The organism is Terrabacter aeriphilus (genome assembly GCF_039542985.1).
Taxonomy (GTDB): Bacteria; Actinomycetota; Actinomycetes; order Actinomycetales; family Dermatophilaceae; genus Terrabacter; species Terrabacter aeriphilus.
In genome coordinates, this window is record NZ_BAABIW010000006.1 from 313,367 (window position 1) to 339,391 (window position 26,025).

The window sequence follows — 26,025 nt, forward strand, 5'->3', positions numbered from 1 at the left end:
TCCCGCCACGTCACCCCGCCGGGGTGATGACCCCCGTCGGCACCCGCCCGAGCATGAGGTGAGCGACGAACGCCACGACGCCGCGGGTCGTGGGCTCGCGGGCTCGCCGGCTCGCATCGAACGAGGAGGGGACATGAGAGGACGTAGGGGACGGCCCGGTCTGCTGGGCCTGGCCGCCCGCACGGCCGTCGTCGCCGGGACGGCCAACGCCGTGAGCGGCTCGATGCAGCAGGGTCAGCGAGCCAAGGCACAGCAGGCGGCTGACGCCGAGGCCTACCGTCAGCAGCAGGAGGCCGCGGCCCAGGCCGCCGCCACGCAGGCCGCCGTCGCCCAGGCGCTGGCTGCGCAGGCGCCGCCACCTGCGCCTCCCGCCCCGGCGGCTCCGGCCCCTCCGGCGGCTCCGGCGGCCACGGGCGCCGACGCCATGATCGCGGCGCTCGAGCGGCTGGCCGCCCTGCACGCGCAGGGCATCCTCACCGACGAGGAGCTCGCGCAGCAGAAGGCCCGCATCCTCGCCGCCGGCTGACTCCCACGTCCGGTGCGACGAGGTCGTCGCCGCGGCCCGTCGCGACGCCACGGAGCACGCGCGAACGCCTAGGCTGGGCGGGTGCCCGTGGTCCACCCGGACCGTGCCGACAGGAGGATGACCGTGGGGTTCCCCGAGAACGTGCTGGCCAAGGACGAGCGGGTCGAGCGCGGGCTCCACCCGCACTGGCTCACCGTCGTCGTGCCGACGATCCTCGGCCTGCTGCTCGCGGGGGCCTGCATCGCCGTCGCGGTCGTCACGCCCGACGACGAGACGGGCAACCGCATCCAGTGGATCGCCGTCGCCGTGCTCGTCGTCATCGCGATCCCGGCCGTCGTCGTGCCCTATCTGCGGTGGCGCACGACGCACTACGTCATCACCACGCACCGGGTCATGGTGCGACGCGGCATCCTCACCAAGAACGGCAAGGACATCACCCTCTCGAAGATCACCGACGTGAGCTTCCAGCAGACGGTGCTCGACCGGCTCATCCGCTCCGGCTCGCTCCACATCGAGTCGGCCGGCGACAGCCCCGACGAGAACCTCGCGAACATCCCGCGCAGCAACGAGGTGCAGCAGCTCATCAACCGCCTCATCGACGAGGACGACCTGCGCCGGCGCAGCCAGGGTCGGTTCGTCCCCGACGCCGAGGCGGGCGGCGCGGCGGGTGCCGCGACGAGCGCGGACGACGAGACGACGGCCGTCCCGCGGCAGCGCCCCGAGCTGGCCGAGGAGCGGCGACGCCCGCGTGACCTCGGTGACGGGAACGACCAGCGGCTCTGATCCTGTGGCATCGTCTGGGCCCATGAGCTCACCTGCCACCGCTGCCAGCGCGACCTCGGCGTACCGGGACGCCCGTGACCAGCTGCTCTCGCTCCGCGGCGACCACGCCCGCGCCACCCGCGAGTTCACCTTCCCCGACGTCGGCGACCGGTGGAACTGGGGCGTCGACTGGTTCGACGCGATCGCCCGGGGCAACGACCGCGCCTGCCTGACGATCGTCGAGCAGGACGAGTCGGTCGCGTCGTACTCCTACGACGAGATGGCCCGCCGCTCCGACCAGGTCGCCGCGCACCTCTCGGCGCTGGGCATCGGTCGCGGCGACTCCGTCGTGCTCATGCTCGGCAACCAGGTCGAGCTGTGGGAGTCGATGCTCGCCGTCATCAAGCTCGGCGCCGTCGTCATGCCGACGACGACGGCCGTCGGACCCGGCGACCTCCTCGACCGGATGGAGCGCGGCCGCGCCCGCGCCGTCATCACCAACGCCTCGGAGGCGCACAAGCTCGCCGACGTGCCCGGCGACTACGTGCGCGTGGCCGTCGGCGGCACCGACCCCGCCGACCCGACCGGCGCGGCCACGTCCGGCTGGGTGGACCACGCGGCGGCATACGCCCTCGACGCGGCCCCGACGGAGCACCCGGGCACCGGTCCCGACGACCGGATGCTGCTCTACTTCACCTCGGGCACGACGAGCCGGCCCAAGCTCGTCGAGCACACGCAGCGCTCCTACCCCGTCGGTCACCTGACGACGATGTTCTGGATCGGCCTGCAGCCCGGCGACATCCACCTCAACATCAGCAGCCCCGGCTGGGCCAAGCACGCGTGGTCCTCGTTCTTCGCGCCGTGGGCGGCGGAGGCCACCGCGTTCGTCTACAACTACACGCGGTTCGACCCGGCCGCGCTGCTCCGGGTCCTGCACACCCACGAGGTCACCTCGATCTGCGCGCCGCCCACCGTGTGGCGCATGCTCATCACGAGCGACCTCGGGGCCCGACCGGGCGCGCTGCGCGAGGTCATCGGGGCCGGCGAGCCCCTCAACCCCGAGGTCATCGCGCAGGTCGAGAAGGCCTGGGGCCTGACGATCCGTGACGGCTACGGCCAGACCGAGATGACGGCGGCCGTGGGCAACACGCCCGGCTCGGTGGTCAAACCCGGCTCGATGGGCCGGCCCCTGCCCGGCTGCCCCGTCGTCGTCGTCGACCCGCTGACGAACGAGCTCGTCACCGAGGCCGACGCGCAGGGCAACCGCGAGGGCGAGATCTGCCTCGACCTCTCGCAGCGCCCGGTGCCGCTCATGACCGGCTACCAGGGCGACGAGCAGCGCAACGCCGACGCCATGGCCGCCGGTTTCTACCACACCGGCGACGTCGCCTCCGTCGACGCCGACGGCTACATCTCCTTCGTCGGCCGCACCGACGACGTCTTCAAGGCGAGCGACTACAAGATCAGCCCGTTCGAGGTCGAGTCGGTGCTCATCGAGCACCCCGCCGTGGCGGAGGCGGCCGTCGTGCCCGCGCCCGACCCGGTGCGGCTCGCCGTGCCCAAGGCGTACGTCGCGCTCGCGCCCGGGCACGAGCCGGGCGAGGACGTGGCGCGCTCGATCCTCGCGCACGCGCGAGCGCGGCTCGCCCCGTGGCAGCGGGTGCGGCGCCTCGAGTTCTTCGAGCTGCCCAAGACGATCTCGGGCAAGATCCGCCGGGTCGAGCTGCGCGGCCGCGAGACCGAGCTCGACGCCACCGGGGCCGACCGGCCCGCGGGCGAGTGGCGCGACGACCAGTTCCCCGAGCTCAGGGGCTGACGGTCGCACCGCCCGCCGGGGCACCGGTGGGCGTCCCCGCGGGGCCGACCGTCGAGCCGTCCGTCGAGCCGTCGGTCGAGCCGTCGGGCGCCGGCAGGGTGCGCACCGACGTCTCGTCGATGCGGCTGCAGATGCGCTTGGCCGGGTCGGGCTGGTCCTGGCCCGGCCGGCTCACCGTGCCCGACACGGGCCGGTAGGGGTCGATGCGCGCACCGCTGATGACCTGCACGCTGTCGTAGGCGGGCCGGCCCTCGAGGAGGTTGCGGAACGAGTAGCGGGTCAGCGACGTGAGCTCGCACGACGTGCCGAACTGCGCGATGTCGAAGGCGTACGGCTGGCCGTCGAGCTCCTGGCCGGAGCCCTCGGCGTAGTGCGACACGACCCCGCCGCCGGTGAAGGTGCCGACCTGGATCCGGTTGCCCTCGATCGCCGGCGTGTGCATGTGCCCGTTGACGAGGATCCTCCCGCGCTCGACCTGCTCGGCGGCATACGGCTCGTGGGTGACGACGACGTCGGGCTCGGGCTGGTCGGCGAGCGTCGCGTTGTAGCGCTCGGCGGCGGGCCTCGCCTTGGCCGTCGGGTCGGCGTTGTCGTCGCCGAAGTAGCGCGGGTCGTTGAAGCCGGTGATCCGCAGCCCGTGGAAGCTCAGTTCGCGCAGCGCGCCCGCGGCGTCCTCGAGGAGCACGACGTTGGGGATGCGCCCGAGGCGCGCGACGACGGCACGGTCGGTCGCCGACGACTGGTCGTGGTTGCCGCTCGTGAAGACGTAGGGCACGCCCAACGACGCGATGGAGCGGTAGATGTCCGCGGCGTCGCCCTCCTGCACGCGGCCGAAGTTGACGAGGTCACCGCTGTCGATGACGGCGTCGATGTCCTCCTCCTCGATGATGGTGCGCATCAGGGCGTACTGGTTGGCGCCGTGGATGTCGGAGACGAGCAGGATGCGCGCAGCCACGGGCTCGTCGACGTTGCCGGCGACGTACTTCTGCTGCAGCGCCTGGGTGACGGCGAGCAGGTTGCGGAAGTAGGGGGTCACCTGGCTCGCGCGGGCCTCGACGTCGGCGAGCAGGCCGGCGTTGCGCTGGACGACGCCGAGCACACCGCTCGTGCGGTACTCGGCGAAGCGGTCCGGCTGGTAGGTCAGGGCGATGCCACCGAAGGTCACGGCGGTCGCGACGGCGGTCGCCGACGCCACGAAGACGACGTGGTGGCGGTGCGTCGTGCGCTGGCGGATGTAGTGCGACGCGAGCGCGAGCAGGACGGCGATGGCGACGGCCCCGAGCAGGAAGCGGACGCCGACGCCGACGGCGGCCTGCCGGATCGCGTCGGAGATCTCGTCGCCCGACGGCTGCAGGGCCCGGATGTCGACGTTGGGCCGCGTGAAGAGGTTGGTGATCTCCTCGCGCACCGACACCTGCACGTCGAGGCCGGGCGCGACCAGCGGAGAGGCGAACTGGACGTCCACGTCGCCGACGATGGTCGGCGCGTGCAGCACGGGGGAGTGGCGCGGCACCGGGTCGAGGCGCAGCACCGCGCGGTACTGCGACGTCTCGGCCACGGTGGGCGCGAGGTTCGTCGCGGCGACACCACCGAGGTAGCAGGCCGCGAGGACGGCGATCCACGAGAGCACCGCGGAGGCGCGGCGCACCCACGGGTTCTCGCCTCCCGTCAGGGCGCCCACCAGTCGCATTGCCTCACCCTAACCGGCCCGGTACGCGTCACCCCGCGAGCACCGGGCGTTCACCTCGGCATGCTCGGATGGCTGCATCGGCATCGAGGAGGAGTCATGGGTCCGCGCCGCAGGGCAGTCGTCGTCGCGTCGTCGGTCGGGTATGCCGTCCTGCTCCTGCTCGGGCCGCGCGTGCTCGGCGCGTGGGCGGGTGCGGTCGTGCTCGTCGCGAGCCTCGGCCTCGGGTTCGCCTGGCTGCTCCTCGTCGTCGCGCCGTGGGCGGCGCAGGGTCGCGGCCGTACCCTGAGGCGGTGAGCCTCGAGCACCGACCCGACCGGATCATCCTCGTGCGCCACGGCGAGTCGGAGGCCAACGCCGACGACACGATCTACGAGCGGGTGCCCGACCACCGGATCGGCCTGACGCCCAAGGGTTTCGAGCAGGCGCGGGCCGCCGGCGCACGGATCCGCGAGGTGCTGGACGGCGCGTCGGTGGAGGTCTACGTCTCGCCCTACCTGCGCACGCGGCAGACGCTCGCGGCGCTGGAGCTGCCGGTGGCCGACCGCGACGTGCGGGTGGAGCCGCGCCTGCGCGAGCAGGACTGGGCCAACTTCCAGGACCCCACCGTCATCGCCGAGGAGAAGGCGCTGCGCGACCGCTACGGCCACTTCTTCTACCGCTTCAGCGACGGTGAGTCCGGCTCGGACGTCTACGACCGCGTCTCGACGTTCCTCGAGTCGATGCACCGCAACTTCGAGACGCCCGCCGCCCCACGGAACGTCGTCGTGGTGACGCACGGGCTGACGATGCGGCTGTTCTGCATGCGCTGGTTCCACTGGAGCGTCGAGTACTTCGAGTCCCTCGACAACCCGGGCAACGCGGCCAGCGTCGTGCTGCGCAAGCAGGCCGACCACCACTACCGGCTCGAGCAGCCCTTCACGCAGTGGGACCCGGGCGTCGTGCCGACCGAGCGCGAGCGGTCGAGCTGGCTCTGAGGGCGATCACAGGTACTGGCCGGTGGGGCCGGCGTCGCCGGGGTGCGGCTCGCCCGGTTGCAGGCCGTGCGGGGTGCCGTACGACGCGCCGGGGCCGGGCGGCAGGGCCCGCATCTGCTGGAGCTGCTGCTGCGCGGCCATCTGCTGCGCGACGAGCGCGGTCTGGATGCCGTGGAAGAGGCCCTCGAGCCAGCCGACGAGCTGGGCCTGGGCGATGCGCAGCTCGGCGTCGCTCGGGGACTCGTCGCGGAACGGCAGGGCGATCCGGTCGAGCTCGGCCACGAGCTCGGGCGCGAGGCCGTCCTTGAGCTCGTCGAGGGAGCGGTGGTGCACCTCGGCGAGGCGCCGGCGACCCGCCTCGTCGAGCGGGGCGCCCCGCACCTCCTCGAGCAGCTGCTTGATCATCGAGCCGATGCGCATCACCTTGGCCGGCTCCTCGACGAGGTCGGCCGGGTTGGTGCGCTCGCGGGAGCGCTCGTGCTCCTCGTGCGACTCGCCCGACCCGTCCCGCTGCTGCGCCTCGGGGTTGCCGCCCCGCTCGCCGTCACCGGGGCCGGCGACCCCCATGCCGTTGGGGGTCACCACGACGATGCGCGGGTCGTCGCCCATGGCGGTGTCGCTGCCCGGTCCCTGTCGGCTCACGTCGTCGCTCATGCGCCCCATCCTGCCCCACGGGGACGGGGCCCGTGCGTCCCCGGTCAGGTCGCACGGGCCTGTCCCGAGGGGTGTGCCGGCCGGCGGGCTCAGGTGGCCCGCCGCACCACCACGGGGGCCCGCCGGATCGAGACCCAGGCGAGCGCCCCGGCCACGAGGGGCACGAGGACCACCGGGGCCAGGATCTGCAGCCACGGGATGCTGATGATGACGGTGCTGAAGTCCATGCCTCCCTCGGTGTAGGTCGCGGTGATGATGCGGGAGATCGCGATTCCCGGTGCCAGCCCGACGAGGACCCCGAGAACGGCCCCGACGAGCGCGAGGTAGACCGCCTGCGACGCGGCGAGCGCCCGGCGGGTGCGCCGGGTCGCGCCGACGGCCGCGAGGGTGCCGAGCAGCGGAGCGGCCTCGGCCTGCCCGAGCGCCGTCGCGATGAGCGTGGCCACGAGGATGATGAGCGCGATCATGCCGATGGCGATGGCCAGGATGAAGCCGTCCTGCCGCCGGTAGCCGCGCTCGACCGTGAAGCCGCCGTCGGGCACGCGCGCCTGGAGCGCGTCGCGGAGAGCGCCTTCCTGTGCCTGGCTGATCGCGGACCTCCCCCGAACCAACGTGGCGCTGTCCGCCGTCGTCACGTCGAGACGGTCGACGGCCGCCGTCGTGAGGAACGCCCCGACCCCGCCGTAGCCGCCACCGAGCACGCGCATCCACTGCTCGTGGTCGAGCTTCACCACGGGGACGGTGATGCGGCTCTGCCGGACGCTTGAGCCGACGGCCCTGCCGGTGTCGTCGGTCTTGAAGGAGTAGAGGTACCAGCTGGAGGTGTCGCCGTCGAGCGGGATGTCCACGGGCCTCAGCTGCGCGATGGGTGTGCTCTGCTGCCACTGGGTCGTGACGGCAGGCAGTGCCCGGGCGACGGCGGGGTCGAGCACCGCGAGGCCGCCACCGACGAGGATGCGCCGCTGCGCGTCGTCCAGCCCGGCGAAGTCGCTGAGCTCGTCGGCGTCGGCAACGACGAGGCCGGACCCCGGGAAGTAGGCCTCGCTGGCTATCGTGGCGCACCGGGGGAGCGCATCCCCGGGTGACGTGGAGCTGTTGGGGTCGTAGGCGATCTGGGGCGCCGTCTGGGCGAAGGAGCAGCCGGGCTGCGCCGCGGCCAGGGCGACCGTCGTGCCGTCCGCACGGGGCATGAGGGTCCGGGGGGTCAGGGAGACCAGGTCGGGATCGGCGGCCCGGACGATCTCCCGCGCCTCCTCCCGCGACAGAGCCTGGGGAGTGTCGATGATGCCCTGGCCCTCGACCAGCTGCGGGGTGTAGGTGCGGGCCCCACGCTCGGTGTCGGCCTGGAGACCGATGCACATGGTCGCGAGCACGGCCGCGCCACCCATGATCGCGGCGACCGTCGGCGTGGCGCGGCCGCGGTGTCGCCCTGCCTCCCGTGCGGCCATCCGGGCCGGCAGTGGCATGGCGTGGGCGGTCCGGGCCACGAGCGAGAGCACGAGCGGCACGATGAGCAGCGACCCCAGGACCGTGAGTGCAGCGCCGCCGAGGTAGACGTAGATGTAGGCGTCGGCAGTTCGATAGGAGGCGAAGAGGACGGCGCCGATGCCCACCGCGGTGAGCGCAGCGCCGAGGACCGGCACACGCCGACGCAGCGGCGCCGACACGTTCTGCCCCTTGAGCACCGACACGATGTCGAGGCGACCCAGGCCGCGGCTCGGCACGAGAGCCGCCACCACGGAGCTGGTGATGCCGGCGGCCGTGACGATGAGGACGGAGGACCACGAGACCTGCAGGGGCCCGAAGAAGTGGTCGGGACGGGCCCCGTGGGTCAGTGAGGCGGCCACCAGGCCGAGGACGAGTCCGGACGCTGCGCCGACGACTGCGGAAAGGGCGCCCAGCACGAGGGCCTGGCCCAGGACGGTCCGGCGCAGCTGTGATCGGGTCGCGCCGTTCGAGGCGGCCAGTGCCAGCGAGTGCCGCTGCCGGGCGGCGCTCACGGCGAACGCAGGTCCCGCGAGCATCGTCGTGAGCAGCAGCAGCCCGAACGAGGCCGCGACGACGACGAAGAGCGCGCTGGAGTCGGAGGGGAGGGTGACGTCGGGGGGCAGCACCATGGTGTCGGGGTTCAGGGCGACGTGCCGACTGTAGACGCCGACACCGTACGTGTTGAGACGCTCGACCTCGGGCCAGGTCAGCGAGGTGGCCCGTTCGACGAGCCACTGCCGCTCGATCGCGCCGGTCTGGGGCAGCCCGACGAGTTCTACGGGGTGGACGTCTTGCGCCCCCCAGGACGCGTAGCCCGTGCCGACACCGACGACGGTCACCGAGTGCGGCTCCGAGCGGCCTTCGGGCGTCGGCATGCGCAGCTCGACGCTCCCGCTGCGGGGAAGGCCGGCCGCGAGGCCGAGGTCCGTGACGACGACCTCGTCCGCTGCGCGGGCCCAGCGCCCGGACTCCAGTGACAGCTTGGGGGAGAGCGCGGCAGCCGCGGACGAGGCATCGACGCCCATGACCTCCACCCGGAGCGAGCGGTCGTCGACGCGCGCCGTCCCGCTCGACAGCGTGACCGGGTGGACGGCGCCTCCGACCAGACGGCCCAGCGCCCCGGCCTCCTGGCCGGACGCGTAACCCGGGATGACCTTCGCCCGCGGCTCGGTGGCGTCGGGGCCGGTCCCGTACGACGTCCGTGGGTCGACGAGCTGGTGGATCGCGGAGTCCAGGGGGTCGACGAGGTAGCCCTGCGTCTGCCCGAGCTGCAGCGGCAGGCGCTCGGCGGCGTCGAGGTCCTCGCTGAACCACAGGGTGCTGCCGGCGGTCAGGAGCAGGACGGGCAGGCCCACCATGACGACGATGAGCAGGCTGCGGCCGCGGTGGCGGCGCACGTCGCGCCGCGCCATCCGGAGCGACACCCTCCAGCCGGCGCGCCAGCGGTCGAGCCGTGACCCGTGGGAGGCGGGCGAGGCGGGCGAGGTCGCAGGGGTGTCGGTGCTGTGCCGGCCCACGTCAGTGCGTCCGGGTCAGGAGCGAGTCGGCCGAGTCGGGGGCGCCCGTCTCGTCGACGACGACGCCGTCGCGCAGGAAGACGACCCGGTCGGCCCAGGCCGCGTGCCGCGCCTCGTGCGTGACGAGCAGGCCGGCCGCGCCGGCGTCGCAGCGCTGGCGCAGGATCTTCAGCACGCCCTCGCCCGTGTGCGAGTCGAGGGCGCCGGTCGGCTCGTCGGCCAGCACGAGCGAGCGCTCGCCCACGAGGGCGCGGGCGATGGCGACGCGCTGCTGCTGGCCACCCGACATCTGGTCGGGGTAGCGGTCGGCGAGCTCGCGCAGGCGCAGCCGGTCGAGCGCGTCGAGGGCCTGGCCCCGCGCGCGGCGCACCGACCAGCCGTCGAGCTCGAGCGGCAGGCCGATGTTCTCGGCTGCGGTCAGGCTGGGGATGAGGTTGAGGTCCTGGAAGACGAAGCCGATGGAGCGGCGGCGCAGCGCGGCGAGACCCGTGGCGTCGAGCGCGGAGACGTCGACGCCCTCGACGACGACGCGGCCGCTCGTCGCGCGGTCGAGGCCGCCGGCGAGGTTGAGCAGGCTCGACTTGCCCGAGCCCGACGGGCCCATGACGGCGACGAGCTCGCCGCGCTCGACGGTGAGGGAGGCGTGGCTCAGGGCGACGACCTCGGTCTCGCCCTCGCCGTGCACGCGCGACACGTCGTCGAGCACGAGCACGGGGGTGGAGGCGGCTGCGGTGGTCACGAGCGGCCTCCCGTCGTGGGAGCGGTCGCCCGCGGCGCGGGCTCGTCGGCGGGGAGCGCGGACCGCGCGTCCGCGCGGAGGGGGACTGCCGGCATACGGCGGAGCGTGGCCTCGACGTGGTCGAGCCAGCGCACCTCGGCCTCGGCGGCGAAGAGGAGGTTCTCGAGCACGAGCAGCCAGGCGAGGTCGTGCGCGTCGGGCTCGTCGGACGTGCGGCTCTTGAGCCGGGTCAGGTCGCGCAGGTGGCGCAGCGTCGCGGTGCGCTGGGTCTGCACGACGCCCTGGACGTCGACGCCCGGTGAGGTGACGGCGAGGGCCAGCTTGATGACGAGCTCGTCACGCGGCGTGCTGTCGCGGTCGACGGGGGTCGACCACCACGACGCGATCTCGGCGCGCCCCGTCTCGGTGAGGCGGTAGGCGATGCGGCCCTCCTCGTCGCTGCCGCCGACGGGCTCGACGAGGCCGTCGCGCTCGAGCCGCGCGAGGGTCGTGTAGACCTGCCCGACGTTGAGCGGCCACGTGCCGCCGGTGCGTGCCTCGAACTCGCTGCGCAGCCGGGCGCCGTACATCGGCTCCTCGGCGAGCAGTGCGAGCAGTCCTTGCTTGACCGACATCGGCCGACCCCCTGCATACTCGGTATTCCCTGTGGTGAGAGCATGTATACCGAGTATTCCGAAAGGGGGCAAGCGGTGGCGCCGACCCGGCGCGTCCCGGCCTCAGGTGGTGAGCAGGATCTTGCCGATGTGGCCCGAGGCCTCCATCTCGCGGTGCGCCTCGGCGGCGTCCTCGAGGGGGTGGCGCGAGTGGATGATCGGGCGCACGTCGCCGGACTCGACGAGCGGCCACACGTGCTCGCGCACGGCGGCCACGATGGCGGCCTTCTCGGTGGCCGGGCGGGCACGCAGCGACGTCGCGATGACGGCGCCGCGCTTGGCGAGCAGCATGCCCATGTCGAGCTCACCCGTGCGGCCACCCATGAGGCCGATCGTCACGAGCCGACCGTTGACGGCGAGCGCCTCGACGTTGCGGGCGAGGTACTTCGCGCCCATGTTGTCGAGGATGACGTCGGCGCCGTGTCCCTTCGTCAGCTCACGCACCCGCTCGACGAAGTCCTCCTCGCGGTAGTTGACGAGGAACTCCGCGCCGAGCTCGCGGCACACGTCGAGCTTGGCCTGGCTGCCCGCGGTGACGGCGACGTGCGCACCGACCGCCTTGCCGAGCTGGATGGCCATCGTGCCGATGCCCGAGCTGCCGCCGTGGACGAGCAGCACCTGCCCCGGCTGGATGTTCGCGACGAGGAAGACGTTCGACCACACGGTGCAGGCGACCTCGGGCAGGCCGGCCGCGTCGACGAGGGAGACGCCCTTCGGCACGGGCAGCAGCTGCTCGGCCGGCACGACGACGTGCTCCGCGTAGCCGCCGCCGTCGACGAGGGCGCACACCTCGTCACCGACGGCCCAGCCCTGCACGCCCTCGCCGAGCGCGGCCACGCGGCCGCTGACCTCGAGGCCGGGGTACTCCGAGGCGCCGGCCGGCGGCGGGTAGTGGCCGAGGCGCTGCATGACGTCGGCCCGGTTGACGCCGGCCGCGACGACGTCGACGAGCACCTGGCCGGGGCCGGCCTCGGGGTCGGGCACCTCGGCGAGGACGAGGCTGTCGGCGTCTCCGGGCTGCGGGATGGTGATGGCGCGCATGGGACCGACTCTATTGACCGGCGGCCACCGTGTGCACCGAGACCCCGGTGGTGCGGGCCGGGGGCGTGCGTCCGGAACCCTGGGCCTGCCGCGCGGCGCCGGTGGGGCTCAGCCGACGCGCGATGTCGTCGGCGGCGGTCCGGGCCCGCGCCACGAGGTCGGCGACGTGCTCGCCCGTGGCGTCGGTCGTGCGCAGGGTCAGGGCGATCGCCGCGAGCGGGCGGCCGGCGCGGTCGAGCACCGGCACCGCCACCGACGAGAGGTCCGGGGTGACCGTGCCCTCCTCGCGGGCGTGGCCGTCGGCGCGGGTGCGCGCGAGCACGGCGCGCAGCTCGACGAGCGAACCCGGGCCGCCGCCGCTGCGCTGCACGAAGGAGGCCCGGTCGGGGTAGAGGGCGCGCACCTGCGTGGCCGGCAGGGCCGAGAGCATCGCGAGCCCGCTCGCGGTCAGGTGCGCGGGCAGGCGGACGCCGACGTCGGTGACGAGCATCGGCTGCCCCGGCGCGCGCTCCTCGAGCAGGTAGATGACGTCGCGGCCGTCGAGGGTGGCGAAGTGGGCGTTGCGGCCGCACTGGTCGACGAGGCGGCGCATCACGGCCCGCGCCACCCGGGCCAGGGGCGCCTGTCGCTGGTAGGCCGAGCCGAGCTCGTAGGCCGCGGGGCCCAGGCCGAAGCGCCGCTCCTCGACGTAGTGGGTGACGTAGCCGCGGCCGTGGAGCACCTTGAGCAGGTGGTAGACCGAGCTGCGGGGCAGGCCGAGGTCACGGGCGATGGACGCGGCCGGCACGGGTTCCGCATGGCGCGAGAGGTGCTCGAGGACGTCGAGGGCGTTCGCGGCGGCCGGTGCGTTGGACATCGGGGCGGTCACCTCCGGTGCGGTCGTCGTCGTCTCACATCCGAGACAATTGTCCACCTCGGCGGGCCGTTGCGCCACCCGGGGACCGCTTCCATGGAGTCATGCACCTCGTCACCATCGGCACCGGCCCCCTCGAGATCGACGACGTCGTCGCCGTCGCCCGTCACGGCGCGGCCGTCACGCTGTCCGCCGAGGCCGAGGCGGAGATCGCCCGCAGCCGCGCGGTCATCGAGGCGCTCGCGCACGACACCGTGCCGCACTACGGCGTCTCGACCGGCTTCGGCGCGCTCGCCACGCGCCACATCCCCACCGACCTGCGCGCCCAGCTGCAGCGCTCGCTCGTGCGCTCGCACGCCGCCGGCAGCGGCCCCGAGGTGGAGCGCGAGGTCGTGCGCGCCCTCATGCTGCTCCGCCTCTCGACCCTCGCGACCGGCCGCACGGGCGTGCGCCTCGAGACCGCGAGGGCGTATGCCGCCCTGCTGAGCGCCGGGATCACCCCCGTCGTGCACGAGTACGGGTCGCTCGGCTGCTCGGGCGACCTCGCGCCCCTCTCGCACTGCGCGCTCGCCGTCATGGGCGAGGGGCCGGTGCGGCTCGCCGACGGCACCCTCACCGACGCGGGCACGGCCCTGCGCGATCACGGGATCGAGCCGGTCGTGCTCGCCGAGAAGGAGGGCCTCGCCCTCATCAACGGCACCGACGGCATGCTCGGCATGCTCGCGCTCGCCGTCGACGACCTGCGCCACCTGCTGCGCGTCGCCGACGTGTGCGCCGCCATGAGCGTCGAGGGTCTGCTCGGCTCCGACGACGTCTTCGCCGCCGACCTGCACGCCCTGCGGCCCCAGCCGGGGCAGGCCTCGTCGGCCGCGAACATCCGGGCGGTCATGCAGGGCAGTGCGATCCGCGAGTCGCACCGCACCGAGGAGTGCACCCGCGTGCAGGACGCCTACTCGCTGCGCTGCGCGCCCCAGGTGGCGGGCGCGGCCCGCGACACCGTGGACCACGCCGCTCGCGTGGCCGGCTGGGAGCTCGCCTCGGCGGTCGACAACCCCGTCGTGACGCCCGACGGCCGCGTCGAGTCCAACGGCAACTTCCACGGGGCGCCGGTCGCCTACGTGCTCGACTTCCTCGCCATCGTCGCGGCCGACGTCGCCTCGATGTCCGAGCGCCGCACCGACCGCTTCCTCGACCCGGCCCGCAGCCACGGGCTGCCGGCCTTCCTCGCCGACGACCCGGGCGTCGACTCGGGCCACATGATCGCCCAGTACACCCAGGCCGCCATCGTCTCCGAGATGAAGCGCCTCGCGGTGCCGGCCAGCGTCGACTCGATCCCCAGCTCGGCGATGCAGGAGGACCACGTCTCGATGGGCTGGTCGGGGGCGCGCAAGCTGCGCCGGTCCGTCGACGGCCTGACCCGGGTGCTCGCCGTCGAGCTGCTCACCGCGGCGCGCGGCATCGAGCTGCGCGCCCCGCTCGCGCCGTCGCCGGCCACGGCCGCCGTCGTCGCGGTGCTGCGCGAGAGCGTGCCCGGCGTCGGCACCGACCGCTTCCTCGCCCCGGAGATCGAGTCCGCGGTCGAGCTCGTCCGGTCGGGCCGGGCCCTCGCGGCCGTCGAGGCCGTCACCGGCCCCCTCCACTGACCACCCTGCTCCCACCCCCCACTCAACCGTCGAAAGGCCGACATCTGCGGGTCCTGACCAGTCGAATGGCCGAAGTCTGCGACGCGGACTGGCCTCTCGAAGGGCGGAGACCCGCGACGTGTGGCCTCTCGACGGTGGATCACACGGCATACCAAGGTTTCTCGCACTCGAAGGAGAGTGACATGGAAGGTGCACGACCCGTCCGCGCAGCGCGTGGGACGACCCTGACCGCGCAGTCGTGGGCCACCGAGGCCCCGCTGCGGATGCTCATGAACAACCTCGACCCCGAGAACGCCGAGCGGCCCGACGACCTCGTCGTCTACGGCGGCACCGGCCGGGCGGCCCGCGACTGGAAGTCGTTCGACGCCATGGTCCGCACGCTCACGACGCTCAAGCAGGACGAGACGATGCTCGTCCAGAGCGGTCGCCCCGTCGGCGTCATGCAGACGCACGAGTGGGCGCCGCGCGTGCTCATCGCCAACTCCAACCTCGTCGGCGACTGGGCGACGTGGCCGGAGTTCCGTCGCCTCGAGCACCTCGGCCTGACGATGTACGGCCAGATGACGGCCGGGTCGTGGATCTACATCGGCACGCAGGGCATCGTCCAGGGCACGTACGAGACGTTCGCCGCCATCGCCGAGAAGAAGTTCAACGGCACGCTCGCCGGCACCCTGACCCTCACCGGCGGGTGCGGCGGCATGGGCGGCGCCCAGCCGCTCGCCGTCACGATGAACGAGGGCGCCTGCCTCATCGTCGACGTCGACCCGGCGCGCCTGCACCGCCGCGTCGAGCACCGCTACCTCGACGAGGTGGCGACCGACCTCGACGACGCGATCGGCAAGGCCCTCGCCGCCAAGCGCGAGCGGCGTGGCTGGTCCGTCGGCGTCGTCGGCAACGCGGCCGAGGTCTTCCCCGAGCTGCTCCGCCGTGGCGTCGAGATCGACATCGTCACCGACCAGACGTCGGCGCACGACCCGCTCAGCTACCTCCCCGAGGGCGTCGACGTCGCCGACTGGGCCGAGTACGCCGAGAAGAAGCCCGAGGACTTCACCGACCGGGCGCGGGCCTCGATGGCCAAGCACGTCAGGGCGATGGTCGAGTTCCAGGACGCCGGCGCCGAGGTCTTCGACTACGGCAACTCGATCCGCGACGAGGCCCGCCTCGGCGGCTACGACCGCGCCTTCGAGTTCCCCGGGTTCGTGCCGGCCTACATCCGCCCGCTCTTCTGCGAGGGCAAGGGCCCGTTCCGCTGGGCGGCGCTCTCGGGCGACCCCCGCGACATCGCCGCGACCGACAAGGCCGTGCTCGAGCTCTTCCCCGACAACGACCGCCTGCACAAGTGGATCCGCGGTGCTCAGGACCGGATCGCCTTCCAGGGCCTGCCTGCCCGCATCTGCTGGCTCGGCTACGGCGAGCGCGACAAGGCCGGCCTGAAGTTCAACGAGATGGTGCGCACGGGGGAGATCTCCGCGCCCGTCGTCATCGGCCGCGACCACCTCGACTCGGGCTCGGTGGCCTCCCCGTACCGCGAGACCGAGTCCATGGCCGACGGCTCCGACGCCATCGCCGACTGGCCGCTGCTCAACGCGCTCGTCAACACGAGCTCGGGCGCGAGCTGGGTCTCGATCCACCACGGCGGCGGCGTCGGCATCGGCCGGAGCCTGCACGCCGGCCAGGTCTCCCTCGCCGACGGCACCGACCTCGCCGCGCAGAAGCTGGCCCGCGTGCTGACGAACGACCCCGGCATGGGCGTCATCCGCCACGTCGACGCCGGCTACGACATCGCCGACCGGGTCGCGCACGAGCGCGGCGTCCGCATCCCCATGCAGGAGGGCTGAGGCCGTATGCCGTCCGCCCCCGGTCCGCTCGTCGGGTCGAGGTGTTGCGCGGTCACCCGTGACCGCAGGACACCTCGACCGATGGGAGCTCAGCGGGGGCGGCGCACCCGGATCGGGCCCTTGGCGTGGTCGGGGTCGATGACCTGCCCGCCCTGGGTGATCTCGGCGCGCCCGTCGGCCACGAGTCGCCGGGCCGCCATGCGGGCGGGCTCCATCAGCTCGCGCCAGTCGTCGTCGCCGACGGCCCGCGCGGCCTCGCTCGGGCACACCGAGGCGTCCCGCGCCCGCTCGGCGAGCAGGGCCTCGAGCGCGTCCTGCAGGTCGAGGTCGACCTGGCGCAGGCCGTGCTTGCGGCAGCTGTCGGAGCACCAGCGCACGGAGTCCCAGTCGCGGGCCCACGCCTTGCGCCACGTGATGGTGCGGCCGCAGCGGGCGCAGGGCTTGGTGGGCAGCGGGGTGCGGGACATGCTGACCAGTCTCCGGCATCCTGACCTCTCGACGTGCCACCACCCGCGAACGGTGGCCTCTCGTCGGGCGCTGACCCGCGAGGAGTGGCCTCTCGACGGTCGGGCACCCACGAACTCTGGCCTCTCGACGGTTGAGGGGTCAGGGGGTCTGGCGGACCTCCTCGTCGGAGATGTCGGCGACGGTCGCCTCGAAGAGGCGGATGACGTCGTCGCCCCGGACCGTCAGCCCGACCCCGTGGGCGCCGCCGCCGAGCGAGACGCGGCGGCCGACGAGGTGGCTGTCGGCGATGACGGGCAACCGGGTGGCCGACCCGAACGGCGTGATGGTGCCGCGCTCGTAGCCGGTGACGGCGCGCGCGGCGTCGGCGTCCGGCATCGAGATGCGGTTCGTGCCGAGCAGGGCGCGCACCTTGGCCCACGAGAAGGTGCGGTCGCCGGGCACGAGGACGAAGACGTGGTCGTCCTCCGACCGGCGCACGACGAGGGTCTTGATGAGGTCGCGCGGCTCGATGCCCCGGGCGGCCGCCGCCTCGGCGAGGCTGGAGACGCGCCCGTGGCGGGTCACCTCGTGCTCGATGCCGGCCGCGCGCACGGCGTCGACCGCCGGGGTGCGGATCTCGTCCGGATCACTACGCTCGGCCTCATCGCGGTCGGGAACCATGGCACCCAACCTAAGGGGGAGGAGGCGGCGTGACGACGAGCTTCGACCGGATGTGGGCCGACCTCGAGCCCGTGGGGCGTGACGCGTCCACCGGCGGCTACCGCCGCCACGCGTGGACCCGCACCGACCACGACCTGCGCGAGTGGTTCGCCGGCGAGTGCGCGGCGCGCGGGCTCGAGCTCGTCGAGGACCGCGCGGGCAACCAGTGGGCGTGGTGGGGGGACCCCGACCGGACCCCCGGCGTCGTCATCGGCTCGCACCTCGACAGCGTGCCGGACGGCGGTGCCTTCGACGGCCCGCTCGGCGTCGTCAGCGCCCTCGCCACGGTCGACGCGCTCCGCGCGGCCGGCGCCCGGCCCGCCGTGCCGCTCGGCGTCGTCAACTTCGTCGACGAGGAGGGCGCCCGGTTCGGGGTCGCCTGCGCCGGCTCCCGCATCATCACCGGCGCCCTCGACGCCGACCGTGCGCGCTCGCTCACCGACGCCGACGGCGTGTCGATGGCGCAGGCCTGGCGAGAGGCCGGGCGCGACCCCGCAGGCCTCGGCCCCGACCCCGAGGCCGTGCGCCGCGTCGGCCGGTTCGTCGAGCTGCACGTCGAGCAGGGCAAGGCGCTCGCCGTCGCGCCCGACGGCGGCGACGACCTCGCCGACCCGGCTCGTGCCGTCGCGATCGGCACCGACATCTGGCCCCACGGGCGCTGGCGGGTGGACGTGCCCGGCGAGGCGAACCATGCCGGTACGACCCGCCTCGAGGACCGCGCCGACGCGATGCTCGGTCTCGCGGCCGTGGTGCAGGCGGCGCGCGCCGCAGCGCTCGCGCAGGGCTGCGTGGCGACGGTCGGCAAGGTCGCGGTCGTGCCGGGTGGGGTCAACGCCATCGCGAGCCGGGCGACCGCCTGGCTCGACGCGCGGGGGAGCTCGGAGGACGCCGTGCGGGCGGCCGTCGCCGCCGTCGCGGAGGAGGCCGCCACGTTCGGCGCCACGACGGCGCTCGAGTCGTGGACGCCGACGACGACCTTCGACGCGGGCCTGCTCGACCGGCTCCGGGGCATCCTGCCCGGGGCGCCCCTGCTCGGCACCGGCGCGGGGCACGACGCCGGCATCCTCGCCACGCACGGGGTGCCGAGCGCCATGCTCTTCGTGCGCAACCCCACGGGCGTGTCGCACTCACCCGCCGAGTGGGCCGGCCGCGAGGACTGCCACCATGGGGTGGCGGCCCTCACCGCCGTCGTCACCGAGCTCTGCTCGGAGGCGGGTCCTGAACCGACGGGGGACGTTCGATGACCAGCTACTGGTGCGAGAGCGCTTGGCTCACAGGTGGATTCGCCCGTCGAGTGCGTCTCGTGACGCAGGACGGCCTCCTCAAGGAGGTTCTCGTCGACGCCGAGCCGGAGCCCGGCGACGTGCGCCTCGAGGGCGTGACGCTGCCCGGCATGGCCAACGCGCACAGCCACGCCTTCCACCGGGCGCTCCGCGGACGCGTCAACGGCGGCGGCGGCAACTTCTGGAGCTGGCGCGAGCAGATGTACGCCGCGGCCGAGCAGCTCAACCCCGACACCTACTTCGCGCTCGCGAGGGCCGTCTTCGCCGAGATGGTGCAGGCCGGCATCACCGTGGTCGGCGAGTTCCACTACGTGCACCACCGACCGGGCGGCCACCCCTACGGCGACCCGAACGCCATGGGGCTCGCGGTGCGCCAGGCGGCCGACGAGGCCGGCATCCGGCTCACCCTGCTCGACACGTGCTACCTCGAGGGCGGGCTCAACGGGAGCGGCCACGTCGAGCTGCACCCCGGTCAGCGGCGCTTCAGCGACGGCACCGTCGAGGCGTGGGCCGAGCGCATGTCCGCGCGGCGCCCCGCGACCGACCGCGTGCGCCTCGGCGCCGCCATCCACTCGGTGCGTGCCGTGCGGCGCGAGGACCTCCCCCGGGTGGTCGAGGCGGCCGGCGACCTCCCGCTCCACGTGCACCTCTCGGAGCAGCACGGCGAGAACCTCGCCTGCCAGATGTTCTACGGCCGCACCCCGACCGAGCTGCTCGAGGAGGCCGGAGCCCTGGGCAACCAGGTGACCGCCGTGCACGCGACGCACCTCGAGGACCGCGACATCGCCGCCCTCGGCTCCACCGGCACCGGGGCGTGCTTCTGCCCGACGACCGAGCGCGACCTGGCCGACGGCATCGGCCCGGCGCGCGCCCTGCACGACGCCGGCAGCCCGCTCTCGCTCGGCTCGGACCAGCACGTCGTCATCGACCCCTTCGAGGAGCTGCGCGGCCTCGAGATGCACGAGCGGCTCGTGACGAACGAACGCGACCGCTTCTCGGCGAACGACCTGCTCCTCGCCGCGTCGTTCAACGGCTACCGCTCGCTCGGCTGGTCGGACGGTGGGCACCTCAGCAAGGGGGCGCTCGCCGACTTCGTCACGGTGCGCACCGACACCGTCAACACGGCCGGGGCGGCCGCCGACCAGATCATCTACGCCTGCGTGGCCTCCGACGTCTCGACCGTCGTCGTGGGCGGCGACGTCGTCGTCAGCGAGGGCCGGCACCGGCTCGGCGACGTGGGCCGCCTGCTCGGCGGCGCCATCGCCCGCGTCACCGGGGGAGCGCCCGCGTGAGCCTGCTCCTCACCGGCATCGCCGAGCTGACGACGAACGACCCGGCCCGGGCGGAGAGGCACACCGACCCCGGCGACGCCCTGCTCGGGATCGTCCGCGACGCCGCCGTCGTCGTGTCGGCCGGGGGCGTCGTCGAGTGGGTCGGTCCCGCGGCCGACGCGCCCGACGCCGACGAGCGGCGCGACCTCGGCGGGCGCGCCGTCGTGCCCGGCTTCGTCGACTCGCACACCCACCTCGTCTTCGCCGGCGACCGGTCGGCCGAGTTCGCCGCCCGGATGACCGGCACGCCCTACGACGGCGGCGGCATCGCGGTGTCCGTCGCGGCCACCCGTGGGGCCACCGACGACGAGCTGCGCCGGCTCGTCGGGCACCGCGTCGCGGAGATGCGTGCCCAGGGCACGACGACCGTGGAGATCAAGAGCGGCTACGGCCTGACGCTGGACGACGAGCTGCGCTCGCTGCGCGTCGCCCGCGAGGTGACGCCCCACACCACCTTCCTCGGCGCGCACGTCGTGCCGCCGGAGTTCGCGTCGCGCCGGAGCGACTACGTCGACCTCGTCACGGGGCCGATGCTCGCGGCCGTCACGACCGCCGGCCTCGCCGAGAGCATCGACGTCTTCTGCGAGCCGCGCTCGAGCCACGCCTTCGACGGCGAGGAGTCCCGCGCCGTGCTCGAGGCGGGCCGGGCGGCGGGCCTTGCGCTGCGCGTGCACGGCAACCAGCTCGGCCACGGGCCGGGCGTGCAGCTCGCCTGCGAGCTCGGTGCCCGCAGCGTCGACCACTGCACGTACCTCGAGCCCACCGACGTCGAGGCCCTCGTGGCGGCGCGCGGCACGACGGTCGCGACCCTGCTGCCCGGCGTCGAGTTCTCGACCCGCTCGCCCTACCCCGACGCGCGGGCCCTGCTCGACGCCGGCGTCGACGTCGCGCTCGCGAGCGACTGCAACCCCGGCACGTGCTACTCCTCGTCGATCCCCTTCGCCATCGCGCTCGCGGTGCGCGAGATGGGGATGACGCCCGCCGAGGCGCTGCACGCCGCGACGGCGGCCTCGGCGCGGTCGCTGGGGCTCGAGCGCCGGGTCGCGCCCGGCCTCCCGGCCGAGCTGGCCGTGCTCGAGGCCCCGAGCCACCTGCACCTGGCCTACCGCGCCGGCGTGCCCATCGCCCGGGCGCTCGAGCTGCGGGCGCCCGTCGGCGGCTAGGAGCCCGTCGGCGCGTCGTCGGGGTGCTCGCAGCGCAGCACCGAGCCGGGGCCGGGGTGGATGATCCCCGTGTGGCCGTCCGACCACTCGACGACGTAGGGCGGGCCGCCGCCCTCGCCCTTGACCTCGCGGACCGTGCCCTCCCGGGTGCCCTGCCCGACGTGCTCCGCGGCCATCGTGATGCGGTCACCGACGCGTGCCTGCATGGCACACCTCCTCGATCTCGTCGTCCTCCCAGCACACCACCTCGAGGGCCGCGCGGGAAGGGCCCTGCGACCCTGTCCGAACGCGTGCGACCGTGGTCGGACGACGACGTCGCGCCTCCCTCGTAGGCTCGCCCCGTGAACGAGGGACGGGTCTACGAGTGGCTGCAGCGGCGGCCGCTCCTCTTCGACGTGCCCCTGGCCGTGGCCCTCGCCCTCCTCGGCCTCGTGCTGCTGGGTGAGGCGCACAGCTGGGGGTGGGCGATCGTCGGGGCGTCGTCGCTCGCGCTGATCTGGCGCCGGTCGCACCCCGCCGCCGCGTTCGCCGTCGTGAGCCTCGCGCTCGCCCTGCGGGTCGTGCCGACGAGCAACCTGCTGCCCGGCGACATGGCCTTCCTCGTGGCCCTCTACTCGCTCGCCGCCTACGACCGGCGCCGCGGCGTGCGCCTCGCCGGCCTCGGCGTGGCCGCCCTCGGCTCCGCCATCGCCGGGGTGCGCTTCACGGCCACCGCCGGACGGATGCCGGGAGCTGCGGAGTTCGTCTTCACCTTCCTCGCGTGCGCGGCCGCGTCGGTCGCGGCCTGGGCGCTCGGTGACCTCAAGCGGGCGCGCCTGCAGCGCCTCGCCGACCTGCAGGACCGCGCCGAGCGCATGGAGCGCGAGCGGGAGCAGGCCCTGCTCCTCGCCGCCCAGCAGGAGCGCGCCGCGATCGCGCGCGAGATGCACGACGTCGTCGCGCACGCGCTGTCGGTCATCGTCGTGCAGGCCGACGGCGCCGCGTATGCCGCCACCCGCCGTCCCGAGGGGGCGCTCGCCCGGTCGGTCGGTGCCCTCGAGACGATCGGCGCGACGGCGCGCGACGCGCTGGGCGAGACCCGCCGGCTCGTCGGGGTGCTGCGTGACCCCGACTCGGGCCTCGAGCTCGCCCCGACCGGTGGCGTCACCCAGCTCGACGACCTCGTGGCCGGCGTGCGGGCGGCGGGCGTGCCGGTGACGCTCACGGTGCGCGGTGCGGAACGGGCCCGGCCCGTGGGGCTCGACCTGGCGGCATACCGCGTCGTGCAGGAGTCGCTCACCAACGTCATCAAGCACGCGGGCGCCGGCGCGAGCGCGCGCGTGGACGTCGAGCAGGACGAGCGGCGGCTGCGGATCCTCGTGCGCGACGACGGCATCGGGGTGCGCAGCGTGGACGACGGGCGCGGCCACGGGCTGGCGGGCATGCGCGAACGCGTCGCGGTGCACGGTGGCACACTGACGGCCGGGCCGGGCGCGGGCGGCGGCTACGAGGTGCTCGCGACGATGCCCGCCCCGTTCACAGCAGAACGCGCACCGACCGCACCGACTGCACCGACCCAGGGAGAGCCGTGAACGACGCCGGCACCGACGCCGCGACGCGCGTCATGATCGTCGACGACCAGGCGCTCGTGCGCGCCGGTTTCCGCATGGTGCTCGACGCCGAGCCCGACATCGAGGTCGTCGCCGAGTGCGCCGACGGCCAGGCCGCGCTCGACGCGCTGCCCGGGCGCGCTGTCGACGTCGTGCTCATGGACATCCGGATGCCCCGCCTCGACGGCATCGAGGCCACCCGGCGCATCGTCGAGCGGGGCGAGACGCCGAAGGTGCTCGTCCTGACGACCTTCGACCTCGACGAGTACGTCTACGCGGCCCTGCGCGCCGGCGCGGCGGGCTTCCTGCTCAAGGACGCCGGGCCGTCCGAGCTGCTCGCGGCGATCCGGGCCGTGCACACGGGTGACGCCGTCGTGGCACCCGGGCCGACGCGCCGCCTGCTCGACCGCTTCCTGCCGGTGCTCGACACCCCCGCCGCCCCGAGCGGGCTCGAGCGCCTCGACGTGCTCACCGAGCGCGAGCGCGAGGTGCTCGAGGCCGTCGGCCGCGGCCTCAACAACGCCGAGATCGCGGCGTCGTTCTTCGTCGCCGAGGCCACCGTGAAGACGCACATCGGGCGGGTGCTCGCCAAGCTCGGGCTGCGCGACCGCGTGCAGATGGTCGTGCTGGCCTACGAGACCGGGCTCGTGCGCGTCGGCGACGCCTGACCCGCTCCCGCCCCACCCGCCGGAGGGTGGGACCTTGGCCCCTTGCCCGGCCGGGCCGGTCGCGGTGGGATCGGGAGCATGGAGGCATGGGTCGTCGACGAGCCCGGACCGCTGCGCGGGAGGCCGTTGGTGCGGGCGGAGCTGCCCGTGCCGGAGCCCGGGCCGGGGGAGGTGCTCGTGCGTGTGCGGGCCTGCGGGGTCTGCCGCACCGACCTGCACGTCGTGACGGGCGACCTGCCACGGCACCGGCACCGGCTCGTGCCCGGCCACGAGGTCGTCGGCGAGGTCGCGGTGCTCGGCGAGGGCGCCCGCCGGTTCGTGCCGGGCGACCGGGTCGGCGTCGCGTGGCTCCGGTCGACGTGCGGGTCCTGCCGGTGGTGCCGGTCGGGTCGGGAGAATCTCTGCCCGGCCTCGCGCTACACCGGCTGGGACGCCGACGGGGGCTACGCGCCGTGGACCGTCGTGCCCGAGGCGTACGCCTACCGGCTGCCGACCTCGTTCTCCGACGTCGAGGCCGCGCCGCTGCTCTGCGCCGGCATCATCGGCTACCGGGCGCTGCGGCGTGCCGAGCTGCCGCCGGGCGGCCGTCTCGGCATCTACGGCTACGGCGCGAGCGCGCACCTCACCGCGCAGGTCGCGGTCGCGCAGGGCGCCGAGGTGCACGTGCTGACGCGAGGGGCGGGCGCGCGGGCGCTCGCGACCGAGCTGGGCGCGGCATCCGTCGGCGGCCCCACCGCGGCGCCGCCCGTGCCGCTCGACGCCGCGATCCTCTTCGCCCCGGCGGGCGACCTCGTGCCGGTGGCGCTCGAGGCGCTCGGGCCGGGCGGCACCCTCGCGGTGGCCGGCATCCACCTCTCGGACGTGCCGGTGCTCGACTACCAGCGCCACCTCTTCCGGGAGCGGAGCCTGCGCAGCGTCACGAGCAACACCCGCCAGGACGGCGAGGAGCTGCTGGCCCTCGCGGACCGGCTGGGGCTGCGCGTCGCGACGACACCGGTCCCGATGGACGAGGCCGACCGCGCGCTCGCCGACCTCGAGGCCGGGCGCGTGCACGGCGCCGCCGTGCTCGTCGTCTGACGCCGCTGCTCAGTCGAGCAGCACCCGCTCGCCGAGCCGCGGTACGGCGACCGCGCAGTCGTGCTCGGCCCGGATGCGCGCGGCGAGCGCCTCGGCGGCCGCGGGTTCGCCGTGCACGACGTAGACCGACTCCGGGGGCCGGGGGAGCTCGCCCAGCCAGGCGACGAGCTCGCCGGCGTCGGCGTGCACCGAGAACGTCGGGTCGCTGACGACCTCGGCCCGCACCCGCACGTAGCGCCCGGCGATCTTGACCTCGCGCGCGCCGTCGAGCAGGGCGCGACCCCGGGTGCCGACCGCCTGGTAGCCCGTGAGCACGACGGTGTTGCGCGCCTGGGGCAGGAGGTGTTCGAGGTGGTGCACGACGCGCCCACCCGTCGCCATGCCCGACGCCGAGACGATGACCGACGGGCGCCCCGGAGTGTTGAGCCGCATCGACTCCTCCGCGGTGTGCACGGCCCGCAGGTCGGGCAGCGCCGTGATCGCGTCGACGGCGCCGGGGCGGGTCTCGGCGCGGTGCGCGGCCGCCCGGTAGACCTCGAGCGCGGCGAGGGCCATCGGGCTGTCGACGTAGACCGGCACGTCGGGGATCTCGCCGCGCTCGCGGAGGTCGGCCAGCGCGAGCAGGACGATCTCGGTGCGGTCGACGGCGAACGCCGGGATGACGACCGACCCGCCGCGCCGCACCGTGCGCCGGATCGCGTCGGCGAGACCGGCGTGGTCGGGGTCGCCCTGCTCGTGCACGCGGTCGCCGTACGTCGACTCGATGACGACGGTGCGGGCCGCCGGCGGGCGGTCGCGGCCGAGCAGCAGCGGGTGCGAGGTGCGGCCGAGGTCGCCGGAGAAGAGCACGGAGGCCGCGCCCGCCTGCACGAGCGTGCTCGCCGACCCGAGGATGTGACCGGCCCGCACGAAGGCGACGGTGACGTCGCCGCCCACCCCGCCCACCCCCTCCGGCCCGACCCGCACGGCCTCGCCGTATGCCTGGGGCTCGATGAGCGCGATGGCGCGCTCCGCGTCGGCCGCGGTGTAGAGCGGCAGCGGCGGGTCGTGCTTCGACCAGCCGCCGTGGCGGGCCGCGACGCTCTCCTCCTCCTGCAGGTGCGCGCTGTCGCGCAGCACGATGGCGGCGAGGGCGGCCGTGCCCGACGTGGCGAGCACCGGGCCGGCGAAGCCGCCGCGCACGAGGGCGGGCAGGTAGCCGCAGTGGTCGAGGTGGGCGTGCGATAGCGCCACGGCGCCGAGGCTGTCCGGCGGCAGCGGCAGGGAGTCCCAGTTGAGCGACCGCCACCGTCGCTCGCCCTGGTAGAGGCCGGCGTCGACGAGGAGGCGGGCCCCGGCGTCGAGCAGGAACTTGCTGCCCGTCACCGTGCCGGCCGCGCCGAGGAAGGTGAGCACGGGCGCGTGGCCCGAGGTGGTGAGGTCGGCCATCGTGCACCTCCGCGACGGGGCCGACGGGCTGTGGCCCACGGTCCCAGCGTCGCCCCCACGGGTGCGGACCCGCCAGGGGCTTAGGTCCCGCGAGAGCCGAGGCGGCCGTTGCCGTGCGGTGCGGG

Annotated in this window: 24 protein-coding genes; 13 read left to right on the top strand and 11 right to left on the bottom strand. The window is 74.5% G+C overall.

The window, feature by feature from the left end; genetic code table 11:
• Positions 1-133 precede the first annotated feature (133 nt).
• From ABD979_RS03670 to ABD979_RS03680, 3 genes are all read left to right on the top strand, one after another.
• Entirely contained in the window at positions 134-526 is a 393-nt protein-coding gene (locus ABD979_RS03670) for an SHOCT domain-containing protein (RefSeq protein WP_345506084.1), read from the top strand.
• Positions 527-643: 117 nt separating this feature from the next.
• Positions 644-1,309 carry a PH domain-containing protein gene (locus tag ABD979_RS03675; RefSeq protein WP_345506085.1) on the top strand — a complete coding sequence of 222 codons (666 nt, stop codon included), beginning with the start codon at positions 644-646 and terminating at the stop codon, positions 1,307-1,309.
• 22 nt (positions 1,310-1,331) lie between these two features.
• Entirely contained in the window at positions 1,332-3,104 is a 1,773-nt protein-coding gene (locus ABD979_RS03680) for an AMP-binding protein (protein ID WP_345506086.1), read from the top strand.
• Here the strand turns inward: ABD979_RS03680 and ABD979_RS03685 are convergent.
• Positions 3,094-4,794 carry a metallophosphoesterase family protein gene (locus ABD979_RS03685; protein ID WP_345506087.1) on the bottom strand — a complete coding sequence of 567 codons (1,701 nt, stop codon included), beginning with the start codon at positions 4,792-4,794 and terminating at the stop codon, positions 3,094-3,096. The genes ABD979_RS03680 and ABD979_RS03685 overlap by 11 nt on opposite strands.
• A 96-nt stretch (positions 4,795-4,890) precedes the next feature.
• Here ABD979_RS03685 and ABD979_RS03690 point away from each other — a divergent pair, with 96 nt between their 5' ends.
• Positions 4,891-5,088 carry a hypothetical protein gene (locus ABD979_RS03690; protein ID WP_345506088.1) on the top strand — a complete coding sequence of 66 codons (198 nt, stop codon included), beginning with the start codon at positions 4,891-4,893 and terminating at the stop codon, positions 5,086-5,088.
• Entirely contained in the window at positions 5,085-5,768 is a 684-nt protein-coding gene (locus ABD979_RS03695; RefSeq protein WP_345506089.1) for a histidine phosphatase family protein, read from the top strand. Before ABD979_RS03690 ends, ABD979_RS03695 begins: the two co-directional genes overlap by 4 nt.
• Positions 5,769-5,774: 6 nt before the next feature.
• Here the strand turns inward: ABD979_RS03695 and ABD979_RS03700 are convergent, their stop codons facing one another.
• From ABD979_RS03700 to ABD979_RS03725, 6 genes are all read right to left on the bottom strand, one after another.
• Positions 5,775-6,422 (bottom strand): bacterial proteasome activator family protein, encoded by a 648-nt coding sequence (locus ABD979_RS03700; protein WP_345506090.1) that lies wholly within the window; start codon positions 6,420-6,422, stop codon positions 5,775-5,777.
• Positions 6,423-6,511: 89 nt separating this feature from the next.
• Positions 6,512-9,427, bottom strand: a complete 2,916-nt coding sequence (locus tag ABD979_RS03705; protein ID WP_345506091.1) for an FtsX-like permease family protein — start codon at positions 9,425-9,427, stop codon at positions 6,512-6,514.
• A 1-nt stretch (position 9,428) separates the two neighbouring features.
• A complete protein-coding gene (locus tag ABD979_RS03710; protein ID WP_425583903.1) occupies positions 9,429-10,166 on the bottom strand; it encodes an ABC transporter ATP-binding protein in 738 nt (245 codons plus the stop codon).
• Positions 10,163-10,780 carry a PadR family transcriptional regulator gene (locus ABD979_RS03715; protein ID WP_345506092.1) on the bottom strand — a complete coding sequence of 206 codons (618 nt, stop codon included), beginning with the start codon at positions 10,778-10,780 and terminating at the stop codon, positions 10,163-10,165. The genes ABD979_RS03710 and ABD979_RS03715 overlap by 4 nt, the downstream gene beginning before the upstream one ends.
• Positions 10,781-10,882: 102 nt before the next feature.
• Positions 10,883-11,860, bottom strand: coding sequence for an NAD(P)H-quinone oxidoreductase (locus ABD979_RS03720; RefSeq protein WP_345506093.1), 978 nt, complete (start codon positions 11,858-11,860; stop codon positions 10,883-10,885).
• A gap of 10 nt (positions 11,861-11,870) precedes the next feature.
• A complete protein-coding gene (locus tag ABD979_RS03725) occupies positions 11,871-12,716 on the bottom strand; it encodes an IclR family transcriptional regulator (RefSeq protein ID WP_345506094.1) in 846 nt (281 codons plus the stop codon).
• Between the two features lie 101 nt (positions 12,717-12,817).
• Between ABD979_RS03725 and hutH the strand changes: the two genes are divergently transcribed.
• Positions 12,818-14,356 (top strand): histidine ammonia-lyase, encoded by a 1,539-nt coding sequence (gene hutH / locus ABD979_RS03730; RefSeq protein WP_345506095.1) that lies wholly within the window; start codon positions 12,818-12,820, stop codon positions 14,354-14,356.
• Positions 14,357-14,538: 182 nt separating this feature from the next.
• A complete protein-coding gene (hutU, locus tag ABD979_RS03735; RefSeq protein WP_345506096.1) occupies positions 14,539-16,194 on the top strand; it encodes a urocanate hydratase in 1,656 nt (551 codons plus the stop codon).
• An 89-nt stretch (positions 16,195-16,283) separates the two neighbouring features.
• Here hutU and ABD979_RS03740 read toward each other — a convergent pair whose 3' ends face one another.
• Positions 16,284-16,661, bottom strand: coding sequence for a DUF3253 domain-containing protein (locus ABD979_RS03740; RefSeq protein ID WP_345506097.1), 378 nt, complete (start codon positions 16,659-16,661; stop codon positions 16,284-16,286).
• 139 nt (positions 16,662-16,800) lie between these two features.
• Positions 16,801-17,322, bottom strand: coding sequence for an aminoacyl-tRNA deacylase (locus ABD979_RS03745; protein ID WP_345506098.1), 522 nt, complete (start codon positions 17,320-17,322; stop codon positions 16,801-16,803).
• Between the two features lie 29 nt (positions 17,323-17,351).
• Between ABD979_RS03745 and ABD979_RS03750 the strand changes: the two genes are divergently transcribed.
• From ABD979_RS03750 to hutI, 3 genes are read left to right on the top strand one after another with little or no spacing between them, the layout of a single operon-like run.
• Positions 17,352-18,605, top strand: coding sequence for an allantoate amidohydrolase (locus ABD979_RS03750; protein WP_345506099.1), 1,254 nt, complete (start codon positions 17,352-17,354; stop codon positions 18,603-18,605).
• Positions 18,602-19,936 (top strand): formimidoylglutamate deiminase, encoded by a 1,335-nt coding sequence (locus tag ABD979_RS03755; RefSeq protein WP_345506100.1) that lies wholly within the window; start codon positions 18,602-18,604, stop codon positions 19,934-19,936. Before ABD979_RS03750 ends, ABD979_RS03755 begins: the two co-directional genes overlap by 4 nt.
• Complete coding sequence (gene hutI, locus ABD979_RS03760) at positions 19,933-21,138, top strand: imidazolonepropionase (RefSeq protein WP_345506101.1); 1,206 nt, start codon at positions 19,933-19,935, stop codon at positions 21,136-21,138. The genes ABD979_RS03755 and hutI overlap by 4 nt, the downstream gene beginning before the upstream one ends.
• Here hutI and ABD979_RS03765 read toward each other — a convergent pair.
• Positions 21,135-21,344, bottom strand: coding sequence for a DUF1918 domain-containing protein (locus ABD979_RS03765; RefSeq protein ID WP_345506102.1), 210 nt, complete (start codon positions 21,342-21,344; stop codon positions 21,135-21,137). The two genes, hutI and ABD979_RS03765, sit on opposite strands and share 4 nt — an antisense overlap.
• A gap of 135 nt (positions 21,345-21,479) precedes the next feature.
• Between ABD979_RS03765 and ABD979_RS03770 the strand changes: the two genes are divergently transcribed.
• From ABD979_RS03770 to ABD979_RS03780, 3 genes are all read left to right on the top strand, one after another.
• Entirely contained in the window at positions 21,480-22,709 is a 1,230-nt protein-coding gene (locus ABD979_RS03770) for a sensor histidine kinase (RefSeq protein ID WP_345506103.1), read from the top strand.
• Between the two features lie 32 nt (positions 22,710-22,741).
• Entirely contained in the window at positions 22,742-23,395 is a 654-nt protein-coding gene (locus ABD979_RS03775) for a response regulator transcription factor (protein ID WP_345506341.1), read from the top strand.
• A gap of 78 nt (positions 23,396-23,473) precedes the next feature.
• Positions 23,474-24,472 carry a zinc-dependent alcohol dehydrogenase family protein gene (locus ABD979_RS03780; protein ID WP_345506104.1) on the top strand — a complete coding sequence of 333 codons (999 nt, stop codon included), beginning with the start codon at positions 23,474-23,476 and terminating at the stop codon, positions 24,470-24,472.
• A gap of 9 nt (positions 24,473-24,481) precedes the next feature.
• Here the strand turns inward: ABD979_RS03780 and ABD979_RS03785 are convergent, their stop codons facing one another.
• Positions 24,482-25,900, bottom strand: coding sequence for an MBL fold metallo-hydrolase RNA specificity domain-containing protein (locus tag ABD979_RS03785; protein WP_345506105.1), 1,419 nt, complete (start codon positions 25,898-25,900; stop codon positions 24,482-24,484).
• Between the last annotated feature and the right edge of the window lie 125 nt (positions 25,901-26,025).